Annotated in this window: 13 protein-coding genes; 7 read left to right on the forward strand and 6 right to left on the reverse strand. The window is 63.2% G+C overall.

Annotated elements, in window-relative coordinates:
• The first annotated feature begins 56 nt into the window (after positions 1 to 56).
• The 6 genes from FG486_RS02210 to ruvB all read left to right on the forward strand — a co-directional run bounded on the left by FG486_RS02210 (position 57) and on the right by ruvB (position 3,597).
• Positions 57 to 800 (forward strand): YebC/PmpR family DNA-binding transcriptional regulator, encoded by a 744-nt coding sequence (locus tag FG486_RS02210; RefSeq protein ID WP_060977054.1) that lies wholly within the window; start codon positions 57 to 59, stop codon positions 798 to 800.
• A 102-nt stretch (positions 801 to 902) separates the two neighbouring features.
• Positions 903 to 1,382, forward strand: coding sequence for a crossover junction endodeoxyribonuclease RuvC (ruvC, locus tag FG486_RS02215; RefSeq protein ID WP_181266271.1), 480 nt, complete (start codon positions 903 to 905; stop codon positions 1,380 to 1,382).
• Positions 1,383 to 1,531: 149 nt separating this feature from the next.
• On the forward strand, positions 1,532 to 2,131 hold the full coding sequence (gene ruvA, locus FG486_RS02220; RefSeq protein WP_066274335.1) for a Holliday junction branch migration protein RuvA: 600 nt from the start codon (positions 1,532 to 1,534) through the stop codon (positions 2,129 to 2,131).
• 29 nt (positions 2,132 to 2,160) lie between these two features.
• A complete protein-coding gene (locus FG486_RS02225) occupies positions 2,161 to 2,367 on the forward strand; it encodes a type II toxin-antitoxin system HicB family antitoxin (RefSeq protein WP_181266272.1) in 207 nt (68 codons plus the stop codon).
• A complete protein-coding gene (locus FG486_RS02230) occupies positions 2,360 to 2,578 on the forward strand; it encodes a type II toxin-antitoxin system HicA family toxin (protein WP_181266273.1) in 219 nt (72 codons plus the stop codon). The genes FG486_RS02225 and FG486_RS02230 overlap by 8 nt, the downstream gene beginning before the upstream one ends.
• Positions 2,575 to 3,597, forward strand: a complete 1,023-nt coding sequence (gene ruvB, locus FG486_RS02235) for a Holliday junction branch migration DNA helicase RuvB (protein WP_181266274.1) — start codon at positions 2,575 to 2,577, stop codon at positions 3,595 to 3,597. The genes FG486_RS02230 and ruvB overlap by 4 nt, the downstream gene beginning before the upstream one ends.
• A 3-nt stretch (positions 3,598 to 3,600) precedes the next feature.
• Here the strand turns inward: ruvB and FG486_RS02240 are convergent, their stop codons facing one another.
• From FG486_RS02240 to FG486_RS02250, 3 genes are all read right to left on the reverse strand, one after another.
• Positions 3,601 to 4,689 (reverse strand): PepSY-associated TM helix domain-containing protein, encoded by a 1,089-nt coding sequence (locus tag FG486_RS02240; protein WP_181266275.1) that lies wholly within the window; start codon positions 4,687 to 4,689, stop codon positions 3,601 to 3,603.
• On the reverse strand, positions 4,689 to 6,857 hold the full coding sequence (locus tag FG486_RS02245) for a TonB-dependent receptor (protein WP_241695560.1): 2,169 nt from the start codon (positions 6,855 to 6,857) through the stop codon (positions 4,689 to 4,691). Before FG486_RS02245 ends, FG486_RS02240 begins: the two co-directional genes overlap by 1 nt.
• 166 nt (positions 6,858 to 7,023) lie before the next feature.
• Positions 7,024 to 10,035 carry a TonB-dependent receptor domain-containing protein gene (locus tag FG486_RS02250; RefSeq protein WP_181266276.1) on the reverse strand — a complete coding sequence of 1,004 codons (3,012 nt, stop codon included), beginning with the start codon at positions 10,033 to 10,035 and terminating at the stop codon, positions 7,024 to 7,026.
• A 314-nt stretch (positions 10,036 to 10,349) separates the two neighbouring features.
• On the opposite strand from FG486_RS02250, the gene FG486_RS02255 reads away from it, so the two are divergent.
• Positions 10,350 to 10,892 carry a hypothetical protein gene (locus tag FG486_RS02255; RefSeq protein WP_181266277.1) on the forward strand — a complete coding sequence of 181 codons (543 nt, stop codon included), beginning with the start codon at positions 10,350 to 10,352 and terminating at the stop codon, positions 10,890 to 10,892.
• Between the two features lie 111 nt (positions 10,893 to 11,003).
• Here the strand turns inward: FG486_RS02255 and FG486_RS02260 are convergent, their stop codons facing one another.
• The 3 genes from FG486_RS02260 to FG486_RS02270 all read right to left on the reverse strand — a co-directional run bounded on the left by FG486_RS02260 (position 11,004) and on the right by FG486_RS02270 (position 15,487).
• Positions 11,004 to 14,111 carry a TonB-dependent receptor domain-containing protein gene (locus tag FG486_RS02260; protein ID WP_181266278.1) on the reverse strand — a complete coding sequence of 1,036 codons (3,108 nt, stop codon included), beginning with the start codon at positions 14,109 to 14,111 and terminating at the stop codon, positions 11,004 to 11,006.
• A gap of 229 nt (positions 14,112 to 14,340) precedes the next feature.
• Positions 14,341 to 15,279, reverse strand: coding sequence for a M23 family metallopeptidase (locus FG486_RS02265; RefSeq protein WP_422125040.1), 939 nt, complete (start codon positions 15,277 to 15,279; stop codon positions 14,341 to 14,343).
• A 4-nt stretch (positions 15,280 to 15,283) separates the two neighbouring features.
• Positions 15,284 to 15,487: a DUF2093 domain-containing protein gene (locus tag FG486_RS02270; RefSeq protein WP_181266279.1), complete on the reverse strand. Its 204-nt coding sequence runs from the start codon at positions 15,485 to 15,487 to the stop codon at positions 15,284 to 15,286.
• Positions 15,488 to 15,562 lie beyond the last annotated feature (75 nt).

The following is a 15,562-nucleotide window of genomic DNA, read 5'->3' on the forward strand; positions in this document are numbered from 1 at the left end:
TGTAAGGGCGCGCACCAGACACAGTTTCCACCCGAAGAGACAGGCAGAAACCCGCCATGGCAGGCCATAGTAAATTCAAGAACATCATGCATCGCAAGGGCGCGCAGGACAAGAAGCGCTCGGCCATGTTCTCCAAGCTCAGCCGCGAAATCACCGTCGCGGCCAAGATGGGCCTGCCCGATCCGGACATGAACCCGCGCCTGCGTCTGGCGGTCAACGCCGCCAAGGCCCAGTCGATGCCCAAGGACAATATCCAGCGCGCGATCGACAAGGCGTCTGCCGCGGGTGGCGAGGATTACGAGGAAATCCGCTACGAGGGCTATGGCCCCGGTGGCATCGCGCTGATCGTCGAGGCGCTGACCGATAACCGCAACCGCACCGCGACCAACGTCCGCACCGCCTTCAGCAAGAACGGCGGCAACCTGGGCGCATCGGGCGCGGTGAGCCACGGCTTCGACCGCATGGGCCTGATCACCTATCCAGCGAGCGCTGGCGACGAGGAAAAGGTGCTCGAAGCCGCGATGGAAGCCGGTGCAGAGGACATCGAATCGACCGAAGACGGCCACGACATCTGGACCAGCATGGAAGACCTGCACGCCGTCGCCGGCGCGCTGGAAAAGACCCTGGGCGAAGCCGAGAGCGTCAAGCTGGCCTGGCGTCCGCAAGTCAAGGTCGATGTCGCGGAAGCTGATGCCCAGTCGCTGTTCAAGCTGATCGACGCGCTCGACGATGACGACGACGTCCAGACCGTCTGGGGCAATTACGAAGTGTCGGACGCGGTGATGGAGAAGCTGGGGTAGTTCAGAAGCGACCCCTGTTCCGTTTGTCCCGAGCGAAGTCGAGGGACGTAGCGCACACGTCCCTCGACTTCGCTCGGGACAAACGGGATTTCGGTGAGCCCCATGACCATCATCCTCGGCATCGATCCCGGGCTCGGCACCACCGGATGGGGGGTCATCCGATATCAGGGCAATCGCCTCAGCCATATCGCGAACGGACAGATCAGGACCAACGCCAAGGCCCCCCTGCCCTCGCGGCTGCTCGAGCTCGATACCGCGGTCGCCGCGATCGTCACCGATTACCGGCCCGATGCGGCGGCGATCGAGGAAATATACGTTAACAAGAACCCGCAGACGACGCTCAAGCTTGTCCAGGCGCGCGGGGGCCTGTTGCTGAGCCTCGCGCGCGCGGGCCTGGGCGTCGGCGAATATGCGCCGCGGCTGATCAAGAAGGCGATCGTCGGCACCGGCGCGGCCGAGAAGGTGCAGATCGACGCTATGGTGCAGCGGCTGCTTCCCGGCGTGCAGATTGCAGGGCCGGACGCTGCCGATGCGCTTGCGGTCGCAATCACCCATGCGCATCTGGCGGGGCATCCCCGCTGATACTCTGCCATAACTGTCGGCCATCCCCCTTGCCGTCACCCTGAACTTGTTTCAGGGTCCATTTCGCCCCACACGGCTTTGGCTGCCGGGGCGCGATGGATGCTGAAACGAGTTCAGCATGACGGAAACTGGAATGCGGTTCTGCTGAGATGATCGCCAAGCTTACCGGACTGTTGGACAGCACCGCGCATGACCACGCGGTAATCGACGTGGGCGGCGTCGGCTATCTGGTGTTCGCCTCGTCGCGCACGCTCTCCAACCTCGGCGCGCGTGGCGACAAGGTGGTGTTGCACACCGAGATGCAGGTGAGCGAGACCGACATGCGGCTGATCGGCTTTGCCTCGGCCAGCGAGCGCGATGGTTTCCGCCTGCTCACGAGCGTGCAGGGCGTGGGATCGAAGGTGGCGCTCGCCATCCTCTCCGCGCTGAACCCCGAGGAACTGGCACGCGCGGTGGCGCAGGGTGACAAGGCGATGATCGCGCGCGCGCAGGGCGTCGGCCCCAAGCTGGCGGTGCGCATCTGCAACGAGCTGAAGGACAAGATGGGCGTGATCGCGCTCGGCCCCGGCGGCATGGGCGCCCCCGTCCCGGTCGGCAGCCACGCCGCCGACGCGGTCTCCGCGCTGCAAAACCTGGGTTTCAAACCCGCTGAAGCCGCCCGCGCGGTGGCCGAGGCAGAGGGCGAGCTGGGCGAAGGAGCGAGCCTGGACGCGCTGGTACGGCTGGCGCTGAAGAAGGCGGCGCGCTAGGATGCGCGCAGCTTAACAAGGACCAAGCCATGCAGGTGACCGCCGTTCTGACACATGCCGAAGAAGGTGGCTTTGTTGCCTTCAATCCGGAAACGGGTACCACCAGCCAGGGAGATACTCTGGATGAAGCCATTGCCAATCTGCGCGAGGCGGTGGAAATCTATTTGGAAGAGTTTCCGATGAAGCTGACAGGCGCACCTCTGATCACGACCTTCGCCGTGCAGGAACATGCCTAAGCTGCCGGTTCTGTCCGGTCAGGATATCGTCAAGGCTCTGGAGCGGCTCGGGTTTGAGCCCATAAGGCAGCGGGGCAGCCACGTCGTCATGAGACGTGGAAGCCAAGGGACCGTCGTACCGCTCCACAAGGAAGTGAAGACCGGCACGCTGGCAGGCATCATCCGCCAGGCCGAATTGTCGCACGATGAATTTATCAAGGCTATCAAGTGACCACAGACCGCCTCCTCACTCCCGACCGCATCCCTGAAGACCAGGATGCGGCGCTGCGTCCGAAGACCCTGGGCGAGTTCATCGGCCAGGCGGCGGCGCGCGACAATCTGGGCGTGTTCATCGAGGCGGCGCGGAGCCGGTCGGAGGCGCTCGATCATGTGCTGCTGTTCGGCCCGCCGGGGCTGGGCAAGACCACGCTGGCGCAGATCATCGCGCGCGAAATGGGCGTCGGCTTTCGCGCAACATCCGGCCCGGTCATCGCCAAGTCGGGCGATCTGGCCGCCTTGCTCACCAATCTCGAGGAAGGCGATGTGCTGTTCATCGACGAGATCCACCGGCTCAATCCGGTGGTCGAGGAGGTGCTCTACCCCGCGATGGAAGACCGCGCGCTCGATCTCATCATCGGCGAAGGTCCGAGCGCGCGCAGCGTGCGCATCGACCTGCCCGCCTTCACCCTGATCGGCGCGACCACGCGCCAGGGGCTGCTGACCACGCCGTTGCGTGATCGCTTCGGCATTCCGGTGCGGCTCAACTTCTACACGGTCGAAGAGCTCGAACTGGTGGTCAGCCGTGCGGCCCGGTTGCTGGGCCTGTCGATCGCCAGGGACGGCGCGACCGAGATCGCCCGGCGCGCGCGCGGCACCCCGCGCGTGGCGGGGCGGCTGCTGCGCCGCGTGCGCGATTTCGCTAATGTCGCAGGGCATGCGACGGTCAACGCCGCTGCGGCGGATGCCGCGCTCACCCGGCTGGAGGTCGACAGCCTGGGACTGGACGCGATGGACCGGCGGTACCTCATGATGATCGCGGACATCTATCGCGGTGGCCCGGTGGGGGTGGAGACGTTGGCGGCAGGGCTGTCCGAACCGCGCGACACGATCGAGGATGTGATCGAGCCCTATCTGATCCAGCTCGGCCTGATCGCGCGCACCGCACGCGGCCGTTGCCTCAATGCGCGCGGGTGGAAGCATCTGGGCCTCAACCCGCCCGAAGGATCGCAGGAAGGGCTGTTCGACCTGTAAGCCTTATTCGGCGGGAACCGTCTGCCCCGTGGCGACGCGCCGCGCGGTACGATTGCGGCGGAACCAGAAGCTCCACACCGCGAGCGATCCCAGCAGGCTCAGCGCCAGCCCGACCAGCGTCATGACCAGCCTATAGGCCAGCCCGCCCACCTTGGCCGCATGCAGCGGGTAGAAGGTGTTGAACGCCTGCGCAGCCCCCGGCAGCTTCAAGGCATCGCGCGCTTCGATCAGGCGTCCCGTGTCGGGCGCGAACCAGAGGGTCGTGCGGCCATTGGGCAACCATTCCTCGGGCTGTTTCATGCGCAAGGTGATCGGCTTGCCCGCCTCTTTCGGCAGGCTGAGAATGCGGATTTCCGCATCGGGGAAACGCTCGCGCGCCGTCCGGATCATCCGCGCCCAATCGGGTTTTTCGGCGAGCGCGCCGAGCTTCGCCTCCGGACCCTTGAACGACCGCTCGATCGTCGCGGGTGCCGATGGCCCCAGCACCAAAGCGGTCACAGGACGAAAGACCATCGTGGTGCCGGTAAATATCACAAGCGCGAGCAGCGGCGCAAACACGATGCCGAGATCGCGATGGTGCCACAGGATCGCAGGCCGCGACAGGCGCGCCGGGAGAAGCCGGAAGCGGAAGGTGGAGCGCGTGCGCCACCAGAGGATCGCACCGCTGATCACGAAGAACAGCCCGCAAAGCCCGGCAGACGCAGCGACGATCTCGCCAGTTTCGCCCGCGAGCAGATGATGGTGCAGATCGAACAGGAAGAGCTCGGGCCGCTCCCATGCATCGTCCCAGTGCGTGACGATGTTGCCCGCCTGGTCGGCATAGGCCCCCGCCTCTCTACCGAAAGACAGCCGGTTGAGCCCGAAACCGTCGGTGGCGAAGCTGATCGCGCTCGGCCGCGCCGCCGGATCGGCCATCATCTGCTCGGTCGCCGCGATGATCGCGGGCGTATCCTGGACCTGCTCGTCGCTGGCATGCGGCAGCATGACCCATGCATCGCGGTGGATCAGGATCGTCCCGCTGAGCCCCAGCACCAGCAGCACCAGGCCGACCAGCCCGCCCGTCCAGCGGTGCAGCAGATCGAGCGTCTTCATCAGAAGCGCATGTCCCAGGCGAGCGTCATCGTCCGCCCGCGCCCGGCAAAGAAGGACAGATTGTCCGTCGGCAGCCGTACATCGCTGTTATAGTCGATATACTGGCGGTTGAAGATGTTCTGCGCGCTGAGGATGATGCGCCCCGGGCCGACATCATAGCCCAGATAGGCGTCGGTCAGCGTATAGCCGCCAAAGTCGTTGCGTGGGTCACGCACCAGGCCGTTGAAGGTGCGCGAGAAATAGACCTGGGTCTGCACCCGCGCCGATACCCTGCCCCGGTCGAAACTGGCAGCGAGGTTGAGGCGATCGGGCGAGATGTTGGTGCCATCGAGATCGGTATCGACCCGGTCGTCGCCATTGGTATCGGTGCGGCCCAGGATATGCGCATAGCCTGCCGATACGCGAAGCCCGTCGATCGGCAGCTGCACGCCGAGGTTCAGCTCGAGGCCCTCGATCTCGATCCGCTGGCGCTGGACATCGAAAATGCCGTCTGGCCGCGCCACGAGCAACTGGCCGCGCGTGCTCGACGACCAGAAATAGGTGACGCTCGCATCGATCGGGCCGCGCTTCACCTCGGCCCCGATCTCGCGGTTGTTCGAGATGATCGGGCTGATGTCGAGGAAGTTGTCGAGATCAACGCCAGGCGTGCCGATGGCGCGGGTGATGCGGCCGACATCGGGCACGGTAAAGCCCTCCGCATAGCTGGCATAGAGCCGGATGCCCTGCGCCGGTTCGATAATGACGCCGCCGTTGAACAGCACATCGTCGAACTTGGGGCTGCCGCCGTTGACCAGCACTCCGCCACGCGGGGTCGTGGTGGTGGCGATGGTGGTATAGTCGTCGATCTTGATCTCGACATTTTCCCAGCGCGCGCCGCCCGCAAGCCGGACCAGGCCATCGAACAGTTTGAGGTTCGCCTGGGCAAAGGGTGCGAGGCTGCGGAAGTCGGTGGGCGGCACCCAGATGCGGTCGGTGGCGATCAGCCGCTGCTCGGTCTTGTCGAACAAGGCGTCAAAACCGACGATCGCGGTCAGATCCTCGAAACCGGGGATCGCGCGTTCATAACCGATCTTGCCCCCCAGCTTGCGCGAACGGTTCTGCGACTGGTCGAACAATGTACCGATGGGCGCGATGCGCACATCCTGGAAGGTCGCGATCGGGCCGAGCTCGCCACCAAAGGTGTCGCGGGTGCGGTTGAAGAAGATCTGGCTGACGAAATTGCCGCCGCCGAGATCAGTGTCGGTCAGCGACAGCGCAAGGCTCTCGGTGCGGTTGGCCGCAGGCTTGCCCGGCGGCGTGCCCTTGACCGCGCTGGTCGGCAGACCGGTCAGGCGGTTGCCTGCGACGGCGACATAGTCTCCATCGCCCTTGAGCTCGTAACGGCTGGCCATAAGGTCGAGCCGCGCGGTGGACGACAGGGCGTAACCGAAGCGACCGAAAAGCGAAATGGCGTCGGACGTCTGGGTTTCGCCCTGGGTCAGGTTTATGCCCACATTGCGGCCGCGCGCATCATAGAACACGCCGCGCCGCTCATAGGCTGCGCCCACCGTCGCATCGAAGCGGTCGGCCTTGTACTGGACCAGGCCGGCGGCCTTGCCACCGAAGCCATCCGAGCGGAAATCATTGTCCGCCGTGCCCTGCAACAGCACGCGGCCCGAAAGCCCTTCCTGTTTCGGCGCGCCGACGGTGACCTGATTGACGATGCCGCCGGTGCCGCCGATGCCCTGCAGCGCGTTGGAGCCGTAGATCAGCTCGACCTGCTCGATGAAGAAGCCGTCGATGGTGAAGCCGTCGCGGCTACCGTCGCGCAGCGGCGTCGACTGGGGAATGCCGTTGATCGCATAGAGCGGCGAACGCCCGCGCAGAGTTTCCCCCGCCCCCGAGAGCTTTCCGCGCGTCGGCGAGAACGAGGGTGTCAGCGTTGCGACCGCATCGGTCACTGACCCGGACAAGATGATCTGCTGATCGAGCGCCTGCTTGTCGATGATATCGATTGTCAAAGGCAAGGCGCTGGGCGGCAGAACCGTGCGCGCAGCGGTCACGACGATCTCGGATTCGTCCCGCGGCGCCTCAGTGGTGGCATCGGCAGCCGCAGCATTGTCCTGCGCCAGCGCCGGAACCGATGTCATGGTCGCCAACAACGCCGGAATCACTCGAGAAAATTTCATCGCTCACCCCTTTTCTGGGGGAGCCTGTATCAACGCTCAGACGCTATTGCAACCAATTTGCATTAGCCTGCTTCCGGGCCAAAGCCTGCCCTGGCGAGACCCACAAGCAAAAAGGGGCAGGTCTTGCGACCTACCCCCATTTGTATGGTACTGAACCCGGATGGGATCAGAAGCGCAGGCGGGCCTGCACGCCGAAACGACGGCCAAGTGCGTCGTAGGTCGACGGGAAGGTGTTACCCGAGTTGAACGCAACCGGACCAGCATCCGAACCCACGATCGGAGGCTTCTTGTCGAAAATGTTCTGAACGGTGAGCGTCACCGTCAGGTTTTCGAGCAGATCGAAGCGGGTCGTGATGTCGAAATAGTTGTAGGCCGGAATGGTGTTGAAATCTTCCTGGCTGGTGAAACCGATAGGCGCCGCACCGCAGAACAGGTTCGGCGAAGGAGTTGCACCGGCAGGACGCGGCTGGTTGCCGCATTCCCGAGCAGGATTGAAGTTTTCGAACGTCGAGCCATCCAGGTAGCGCCACAGCAGCGAGACGTCGACACCTTCGAAGCCGAGGGTGGTACGGACGGTCCACTGGAACTCGGGCTGAATGCCCTGATCGCAGTTCACGCTGTAGGTGCCGACGCAGTCACGGACGATATCCGTGGGGGTCGACTGGAAGGTGCGCTTGTTGGTCCAGGTACCGACGAACGCCAGCGACAGATCGGCAAATCCGATGTCACGACGATAGTTCATGGTCAGGTCGACACCGTCGGTTGCCAGGCGGCCAAGGTTCGACAGCGCCGTGAACAGACCAGGCGTGGTGGCCGGGTCACCGTTCAAACCACCGGTGATCGGATCACGACGGATGACAGTACAAGCCGGGTTCGTTGCGCTCGGCGCATTGAAGCAGGCGTCGAGTGCGTCATCGGGCGACGGCGTCGTGATGGCGCCGGTGACCTTGATGTTGAAATAGTCAACCGTCATCGTGAAGCCGGGGATGAACGCGGGCTCGAGCACCAGGCCGACAGTATAGCTGTTCGACGTTTCCGGGTTCAGCGCCAGGTTACCACCGGTGGTGGCGTTCGCCTGGCCTGCGATCGGCAGGTTGATCGAGTTGATGTTGGCGAGCGTCGCGCCCTGAGCAAGACACGCGTCCCGCACTGCACCGGTCGGACCAGCATTGATGCGGACGCCATTGTCGTTGATCGAAGCGCAGGGATCGCGCGTCAGGCTGGTCAGGCCGGTATTCTGCGGCGAGAACAGTTCAGCGATGTTCGGAGCACGAACTGCACGAGCATAGAAACCGCACACCTTTGCACCGGTCACCGGAGTCCAGCTGCCGCCGACCTTCCAGGTCGTGGTGCTGTAGCCCGATGCGCCAACGGCATCGATGCCATAATCCGAATAACGGATACCGGCTTCCAGCGTGAGGTCTTCGAAGAACGACTTGCCCTGCACGATCGGAACGATGATTTCACCGATCGCTTCATAAACGTCGAAGCCGCCATCGACGTTCGGCTGCGCGCCACCGGCACCGCCGAGATCACCCGACTGCGCCAGGGTATCCGACGAGATCTGCGCGGTATACTTGCGATATTCGCCACCGACGGCGAACGAAATCGGGTCGGTCGCCCAGGGGCTGGCAACACCGAAGTCACCGCTGATCGTCGCACGTGCCTGAGCCAGCGTGGTCTTGGTCTGCACGGTCGATTCACCGACCAGGTAAGCGACCATGGCGGGGGTGAGACCACCGACCTGCGGACTGAAGAAGTTGGCAGGAACGCAAGCAGCGTTGCCGCTCAAACAGGTGGCAGTGTTGGTCGCCAGCAGCGAGTCACGCACACGCGAGTTGAGCGTGTAACCCTTGATGGTCTGGACCTGGTCCGACTGGCCGTAGCTGCCGAACACGTCGAAATCGATCGTGTCGGTAATACCGCCGCGAATGCCCAGCTTATAATCGAACACGGTGTTCTGATAGTTCGAGATACGCGGACCTGCTTCCACAGCGCGGCGGAACAGCGCGGTGGTCACGGTGCGATAGTTGGGGTCAGTCGGATTGACAGCGGTTGCAGCAGCAGCGCACTGCGCAGCGGTCAGCGACTGGATACCATCAACTGCAGCATTGAAGTCGAAGTTGTTACAGAACTGGTTGCGGATACCAGCCGGCAGGAACGGGTTGCTCAGCGGGATGGTCACGCCGATACCGAACGCGCCCGAGGGTGCGATGATGGTGTCGACCGTGTTCTTCGAGAACAGACCGCGGGTATAGACTTCAATACCATCCGACACTTCGTACTTGGCCGCACCGAAGATGTTGAAGCGCTCGAACGGAGTCTGGAAAATGTTGTCAGGCGAGAAGTTGAACGGCGCATAGGTCGGAACCAGGGTGTTGCCCGTGGGATCGATCTGCAGCGTACCGAGCCCGGTCACGGTCAGACGCGAAGGGACCGAAGTACCCGAACCAGCGCCAGCACCGCTGACCGAACCGATCGTGTTGCGGCCAATCTGACGATCGCCCTGATACACGGGGTCGGCGGTCTGATAGCCAACGCTCAGCACAACGTTACCGCGGCCATCATCGAAATTGGCACCGGTCGTCACGTCGAAGCGGACGGTGTGACCATCGCCCTGCTCGGTGATCTGCGACGCAGCGGTCGCTTCGAGACCAGCGAAATCCTGACGCGTGATGAAGTTGATGACACCCGAGATAGCGTCGGCACCATAGGTGGTCGACGAACCACCGGTCAGCACTTCGACGCGCTCGATCAGCGCCAGCGGAATGTTGTTAAGGTCGAAACGACCCTGGAGTTCAGCGGGAACAACGCGCGTGCCGTCCAGAAGGACCACGTTGCGGTTCGACCCCAGACCGCGCAGGTTGACGAACGAGTTACCGCCGTTGCCGTTGTTCACGGCAGAACCGATCGAGGGGACGATACCCGGGATTTCGCGAAGGATTTCTTCAGCGACGTTCGACTGCAGCAGGTCGATTTCGTCGGCCGAAGTCACGTTCACCGGCGCAGCGCGCTCGATGTTCGGGTTCGAGATGAGCGAGCCGGTCACGACGATGGTCGAATCGCCCGAAGCAGCCTGATCCTGCTCCTGATCCTGCGCGAAGGCAGGCGTTGCGAGCGATGCTGCACCGACGAGGAGGCTGGTGCCAAGCAAGCTCAGCTTAAATTGCGTCTTCATGTGGTATTTCCCCTTGATCGCCCCGCCGCGCAGGCATGGCTAAACCCAGTTCTGGAGGGTCTCTATGGCCCACCATTGCGCTGGTGTAGGGCAAAGCACGAAAGCTGCGCAACCTTGGATGGCGGAAATTCAACGCTTTTCCGCCGAATGTAGCATAAAAGTCACACGTCCTTCATGCCGCTGCCGCATCGCATTGCCATAGCGCCGCGCCCTGACATCGGTGGCAGATTCCGCCCCGCTGCCAAAACCGTTTCCCACATGGGCGCCGGGTGGTTTATGCGTTGCGGCCCGATCAACAGTCGAAAGAGCAGGAAATGAGGCAGGGAAGCAAGTTCATCACCGGCACGATCATGGTTGCCAGCCTTTTGGCCACGCCCGCAGCCTCGCAGGATCGCAAGAAGTCGCCCCCTCCCCCCAGCCCGGAACTGTTCGAAGCGCTCAACGCCTGTCGCGGCATCGCGGACAACAGCCAGCGCCTTGCCTGTTTCGACAGTGCCTCGGCCAGGCTCTCGGCGGCCGTCGATTCCAAGCAGATCGTGGTGGTCGAGGAAAAGGAGGTCCAGAAGACCAAGCGCTCGCTGTTCGGTTTCCGCCTTCCCGATCTTTCGATCTTTGGCGGCAATGACAATGACAGCGAGGAAGACAAGACCCTCGTCACCACCATCAAGAGCCTGGGCAAGGCGCAAGGCGGCCGCTGGAACATCGGCATACCCGAAGGGGCGGTCTGGCAGACCACCGAGGCGATGACCTACAATCCCGAAGTCGGCGATCAGGTCGAGATCAAGGCCGGCGTGATGGGCGGCTATTTCCTGCGCGTCGGCAAGAAGCGCGCTGTGCGCGCCAAGCGGGTGGAGTGACCTGACCGACATCATCCGGAACGAAAAAGGCCGCGCCTCCCGAGAGGCGCGGCCTTTTTCGTTCCGGTCTGCGCGATCGCCCATGCGGGCAATCGCGCAGGCCAAAAGCCATCAGAACTTGGCTTCCGCTCCGACATAGAAGAAGCGGCCGATATTGTTGTAGATGCCCGAACCGGCGCCGGTGCCATCCAGGCCCAGAGGCGGCTGGCGATCGGTGATGTTGTCGATGCCGCCGTAGATACGGAACCTATCATCCACGTCCAGACCGGCGCGGATATTGTGGTACACCACGCGCGGATAGAAGTCGCGGGGGAAGGCATCCGGATTTTCCGGCGGACGACCCTGAACCGAGCGAACGGCTTCGATCTGGGCGGTGATTGCCATCTTGTCGATGAACTGCATGCGATAGCCGATATCGAACTTGCCGAAGTCCATGTCGACATTGAAGTTCGCTGCCCAACGCGGATCGCCCAGCTCCAGCAGCTGCTGGTCGATAAATTCAGGACGATTGATGTCGGTGAAGTTATCGCGGCGGATGACATAGGTCACGACCGCGCGGAGGTTCAGGCGAATGTCTCCATCGACTGCCGTGTAGCTGATATCGGCATCAACGCCCTCGGCAATCTGCTTTGCGAAGTTGAACGGCCCCGAGAGGAATGACGCATCGTTGGGACCAACGTCGTAGTTGACGGTGCCGCCGCCGACATTCCGATTCTGCTGGCCGCGGAACGTGCCGTCGGGACGACGGAAGACCGCTGCGCAGAACGGGTTGTTGATGCCGCCCGGGGCGTCATAGCACTGATTGATGATTGTCTGCGGCGCGAGCGAGAAGATCACGTTGTCGATGGTGATGTCATAGTAGTCGACCGACACCGTCAGCCCCGGGATGAAACGCGGCTGCGCAACCACGCCGATGGTGATGCTGTCCGAACGCTCTTCCGACAGGTTCGGGTTGGAACCATTCAGACCGCGAATACCCGACGCCGGGATGTTCGTGAACGGAATGGTGACGCCATTGACAACTTCCGTCACCGGGACGCCGGCTGCAGCGCAGTTGCGGACGCGGTTGGGGTTATTGTTGATGTTGTTCTGACCGCAAGGGTCGACCAGGCCGTTCAGGAAGGTCTGGCTCGGTGCTGCGAACAGGTCGTTCTGGGTGGGAATACGCACCGAGCGTGCATAGCTGGCGCGGAAACGCAGATCCCGGACCGGGGCCCAGACGCCGCCTACATTGTAGGTGTAGACGGTCCCCGAGTTGCCGATATTGTAATCGGCGATACGGCCTGCGCCCTCAAGCGACAGTTCGTGGAAGAACGGCACTTCCGAAAGGATCGGGATACGGATTTCGCCGAACGCTTCGTAGCTCTTGAGCCGCGGCGGATCGAACACAGGGATGGCGTTCAGGAACGTCGCGCCCGAGCGGGTCAGCGCATCAAATGCCGAGAAGGCGGTTTCATCACGATACTCGCCACCGATCGCAAAGCTGACCGGACCACCGGGCAGTTCGAACAGCTGCGAGAGGTCGCCTGCGACATAGGCCGTGGCGTTGATCTGCTCGGCGCTCTGTACGCGCGTCGAATCGACGACGAAATAGTTGAGAGCCGCCTGGGTCGGCTGTCCGTTTCCGAACAGGTTGACGGGCACGCACGACGGATCGTCATTGGCTGCCGTAGCATCAGCGTTGATGCCGCAGACGATCTGGCCTGCGGCATTGCGCACCGCATTGATCGCGTTGTTGTACCGCGCGACATGCACGTTGCCCTCGGTACGGTAGAACGATTCGAAGCGACCGTAGTTCAGGGCGACTTCATACTTCCAGTCGTCGTTGAACGTGCCCTCGAAACCACCGACGATGCGGAAGGTTTCGCGCTGGTGGTCTTCGCCGCGGCCGCCAAAGTCGACGTTGAAGCGCTGGGCGGTGAAGGTCGTTGCACCCGGCGCCAGCGACTGGACAAGCGTGTTGCGCGCCTGGGTCGTCAGGAAGGCGTTGTTGATGCTGAAGGTGTTGTTGAAGAAGGTCGGCTGACCTTCCTGGATCGCATTGATGCGGACATATTTCGCTTCGAGGAACGCCCGGAACGCTTCGCTGAACTCATAGCTGGCCAGCGTGTTGACCGCGATGCGCTCAATCTCCGGATTGAGCTGGCCGGTCAGGCGCAGCGTCGAACCCAGACCACCCTGTGCGTTGGCCGATCCAACGGTGCGGAAGTCCCGTGCGACTTCGTTGCGCGCCAGCGTGCCATCGGGCAGGAACACAAAGGTGAAACCGAGCGGCTGGCCGGTATTGCTGAGCAGGCCGTTGCAGTTCAGTGCACGGCGGGCGGCATTGGCAGCTGAAGCAGGAGTAGGGCAGGTCGAAGTATACAGACCGCCTTCCGAAATGTTGTTGTTGCGGATACCGCGCAGGAAGGTGTTGTCCGGAATGCCGTTGCCGGCTGCCGGTTCGCCGATGGTGTTCTCGGTCAGCTGGAACTGGCTACGGCCCGTGAATGCGCCATAGACGGAGTCGCGGTCGGTGTAATAGACATCGTTGGCGAAACCGTATTCGACGTTCACCGCAACGTTACCGCGGCCCTCGGCAAAGTTTTCACCCGCAGTCGCCGAAACGAAATAGGAACCACGGTCGCTCTCGCTCGAGATGCCACCCTGGGCGCGGAGGCGGAAACCTTCGAAGTCGCGCTTCATGATGAAGTTGACCACACCGGCCACTGCGTCAGCACCGTAAACGGCAGCGTTGCCGCCCGTACCGATATCGACGCGTTCGACCAGATCGGTCGGAATGGTGTTGACGTCGACGCTGGTCGGCGTGCCCGGCTGCGACGTGATGTGACGGCGCCCGTTGACCACTACCAGCGTACGGTTGGTGCCCAGGCCGCGAAGGTCGAGCAGGTTCAGACCGGCGGTGCCGATGAAGCGGGTCGAGTTCGACTGGGAAAAGGTCGAACGCAGTGCCGGGAGATCATTGAGCGCGTCGCCCAGGGTCACCTGGCCGCCCGCCGCAAGATCAGCAATGGTGATCGAGGTAATCGGCGAGGGCGAGTCCACATTGGGACGTTCGATGCGCGAACCGGTGACGACGATGGCGGAAGCGTCGACTTCATCCGAAGCCGCTTCCTGGTCCTGGGCATCCTGTTCTTGGGCAAATGCGGGGGCAGCGGTCAGTGCCATCCCCAGAACGACCGGAGCGACCCCGGCAAACAGGCGTGAAGAAATTCTCATGTGATGCAACCCCTGTGCGGTTATGTGCAATGCGCAAAACTAAGGCGCTCAGGGGCCGACACGCAGCGAAATGACACCCGTCGGTCTCCCCAGACCTTGGCGTCAGCTAACTGCCGGTTCCGCTGGATGTAAAGCGCGAGGGGGGTTTATAGGGCCAGTTTTACGCGAACCTGTAACATGAACGCCACATTTACCGGCTGGTCAGGAATCGTTGCGAAATAATATTATTTCATTGCGCCATGGGACCCACCAGAAGTTGCGGGTCGATCCGGGCGTCGTTCCACTTCATGCTCCAATGCAAGTGCGGTCCGGTGGCCCGGCCCGTTGCTCCGATTCGCCCGATCTGTTGCCCCTGGCGCACCGTATCGCCCAGCTTCACATCGATCGCCGACAGATGCAGGAACGCGCTGTTCAGCCCCATGCCATGGTCGATCATCAGCAGGTTGCCCTCGAGCGAGAAAGGCGTCGGCGCGGCGAGGATGACCACGCCGTCCGCAGGCGCGACGACCGGCGTACCGACGGCACCTGCGACATCGACGCCACTATGGAAACTGCCCGGTTCACCTGCGTAGATGCGCTGCGATCCGAATATGCCCGAAACGCGGCCCGTGGCGGGCCAGATGAACTGCTGACGCCAGCCTGCGCTGTCCGATTGCCGGGCGCGCGCCGCCTCGATCATCTCTAGCTCGGGCTTGCGCCGCGCCATGAATGCTTCGCTCAGAACACCACCGCGCGCTGCCACTGCGACGAATTCGCGCCGCCATTCGCGCGGGGCCACGGTTAGCGGCTCCTGCATCGTCTGGCCATCGGCGAGCGTCACGGTCAGCACGCCGAGTGGCGGCGCGTCGCGGTTGAAACCGAGCAGGAACGCACCATCGGGCGCGACCGGCACCTGGACGCCGTCGAGATCGAGCGCGGTCACGCCCCGGGGCGCGGTGCCGCGCAACAGGGCACCCTGCACCGGCGAACCACTCAGCCTGATGCCGCTCGGCAAGGGCCGGATTGCGCCAAAGGGCCGGGTGAGAAAATCCGGGCCGCTCGGCGCTGGCGCGGCCGACTGTGGCGGGGCCGTCGAATGTGTCGGCGCAGGTGATGGCTGGGATTGCGCCAGCAGCGGGGCAGTCGCCGCCAGCAAGATCGAGCCGGCGAACGTCAGCGCCCCCCGCACGCGGTCAGCCCCTGCCGAGCGCCGCGCGCACCGAAATCTCGCAGCTGGCATAGGCCTCCTGCCGCTCGACGCTCCAGTAACGCAGCTCTTCCAGGTCGATCTTCTGCCCGGTCTCGGCGCACAGCACATGGTCGCCGGCGCTGAGCAGGCGGAAGCCGTTGGGCATATAGTGGACACGGGCGACGCGATCGCGGTTGGACATCAACATGGGGTCATCATGCTCCAGAAAGGCTGTATGGCAGCTTTACCGATGGCTGGCTGCGGTGTTGCCAGCAAAGATAAG

Source organism: Blastomonas ursincola (assembly GCF_013607875.1).
Taxonomy (GTDB): domain Bacteria; phylum Pseudomonadota; class Alphaproteobacteria; order Sphingomonadales; family Sphingomonadaceae; genus Blastomonas; species Blastomonas ursincola.

What these genes read in the sequence shown, in the direction of transcription:
- FG486_RS02260 (WP_181266278.1), bottom strand. Translation starts at nt 14,111, where the DNA reads ATGAGAATTTCTTCACGCCTGTTTGCCGGGGTCGCTCCGGTCGTTCTG.
- FG486_RS02250 (WP_181266276.1), bottom strand. Translation starts at nt 10,035, where the DNA reads ATGAAGACGCAATTTAAGCTGAGCTTGCTTGGCACCAGCCTCCTCGTC.
- FG486_RS02210 (WP_060977054.1), top strand. Translation starts at nt 57, where the DNA reads ATGGCAGGCCATAGTAAATTCAAGAACATCATGCATCGCAAGGGCGCG.
- FG486_RS02230 (WP_181266273.1), top strand. Translation starts at nt 2,360, where the DNA reads ATGCCTAAGCTGCCGGTTCTGTCCGGTCAGGATATCGTCAAGGCTCTG.
- ruvA (WP_066274335.1), top strand. Translation starts at nt 1,532, where the DNA reads ATGATCGCCAAGCTTACCGGACTGTTGGACAGCACCGCGCATGACCAC.
- ruvC (WP_181266271.1), top strand. Translation starts at nt 903, where the DNA reads ATGACCATCATCCTCGGCATCGATCCCGGGCTCGGCACCACCGGATGG.
- FG486_RS02240 (WP_181266275.1), bottom strand. Translation starts at nt 4,689, where the DNA reads ATGAAGACGCTCGATCTGCTGCACCGCTGGACGGGCGGGCTGGTCGGC.
- FG486_RS02270 (WP_181266279.1), bottom strand. Translation starts at nt 15,487, where the DNA reads ATGTTGATGTCCAACCGCGATCGCGTCGCCCGTGTCCACTATATGCCC.
- FG486_RS02225 (WP_181266272.1), top strand. Translation starts at nt 2,161, where the DNA reads ATGCAGGTGACCGCCGTTCTGACACATGCCGAAGAAGGTGGCTTTGTT.
- FG486_RS02255 (WP_181266277.1), top strand. Translation starts at nt 10,350, where the DNA reads ATGAGGCAGGGAAGCAAGTTCATCACCGGCACGATCATGGTTGCCAGC.
- FG486_RS02245 (WP_241695560.1), bottom strand. Translation starts at nt 6,857, where the DNA reads ATGAAATTTTCTCGAGTGATTCCGGCGTTGTTGGCGACCATGACATCG.